The following is a 1,093-nucleotide window of genomic DNA, read 5'->3' as shown; positions in this document are numbered from 1 at the left end:
TTGCTGGGCCGAGACTTCCGGATCTGCCATGTTTACTTTTGCTTTTATTGTAGGTGTGAAGAATGGCTGGCTGGATGCAGAGGTATACGGTCCTGCTGCACGTAAAGCATGGATGGCTTTGGTGTCCTATATTAATGATAAGGGAGCTGTGAGAGAAGTATGTGTCGGAACAAACAAAAAAAATAGTAAGCAGTACTACTATGACCGTCCCCGCAATACGGGGGATTATCATGGACAGGCTCCTTATCTGTGGTGTACAGTTGCACTACTGGAAAAGTAATTAATATACAAGAAAAAGTGCTCTAACAGATACAACTTAAGAGATAAAAATTCTATTAGTATTTCAGTTATATGATACGTATAAATAAAATCAAATAGATGTTCATAGTTAATTCACATATAGATTATCTGTCTAAGCAAGCTTGTCGAAGAATCCTATCTCTCAATAAACGCTAAAAAGGAGATACTTTGACAAGCCAAGGATACCAGAACGTACTAATTAATTATGAATACTTATTTATCAATCTTATTCAACAAACAGAAGACCATGACTAAAAATATATTTATATTATTGTTATTTCCTTTTCAACTATTGTTTGCTCAAACTGATATGCTGAATAACTTTCCAAAAGGGTGTACTCCGGAAGAAGTGGGTGAACGTTTGGCCTACCGTTTTGAGACAGAGTATATACTTCAAAACAGAAAATGGGTTAGTTATTCTGATATATTTACTTGGAGTGGTGCTGTTCAATATGCAGCAGTAACCAAAGATAAAAAATTGGCTAAACTTTTACAAAATAAGTTTGATTCTTTATTCACAGTAAAAAAGAATCTTCTGCCTACCATGCGTCATGTAGATTGGAATATGTTCGGAAGCCTACCTCTGAACCTGTATCAGAAGACAAAGAAAAAGAAGTACCTGAAACTGGGACTACCTTACGCTGATACTCAATGGGAGGTTCCTGAGAATGCGAAACCTTCGGAAAAGGAATGGGCCGGCAAAGGCTACTCCTGGCAGACACGTCTTTGGATTGATGATATGTATATGATTACCATCGTACAGACTCAAGCTTACAAATCAACCAAAGATCGT

The 1,093-nt window shown here is 37.1% G+C and carries 2 protein-coding genes; both read left to right on the top strand.

The window, feature by feature from the left end; translation table 11 throughout:
• A partial coding sequence (locus tag JCM17102_RS20985; protein WP_025076565.1) for a glycoside hydrolase family 88 protein occupies positions 1-280 on the top strand: 280 nt, incomplete at its 5' end.
• Between the two features lie 267 nt (positions 281-547).
• On the top strand, positions 548-1,093 hold a 546-nt coding region (locus tag JCM17102_RS20980), incomplete at its 3' end, for a glycoside hydrolase family 88 protein (RefSeq protein ID WP_025076564.1).

The organism is Bacteroides faecichinchillae JCM 17102 (assembly GCF_000614145.1).
Taxonomy (GTDB): Bacteria; Bacteroidota; Bacteroidia; order Bacteroidales; family Bacteroidaceae; genus Bacteroides; species Bacteroides faecichinchillae.
Note: the sequence above shows the minus strand (reverse complement) of the source record. Positions and strands in the feature narration are given on the sequence as shown.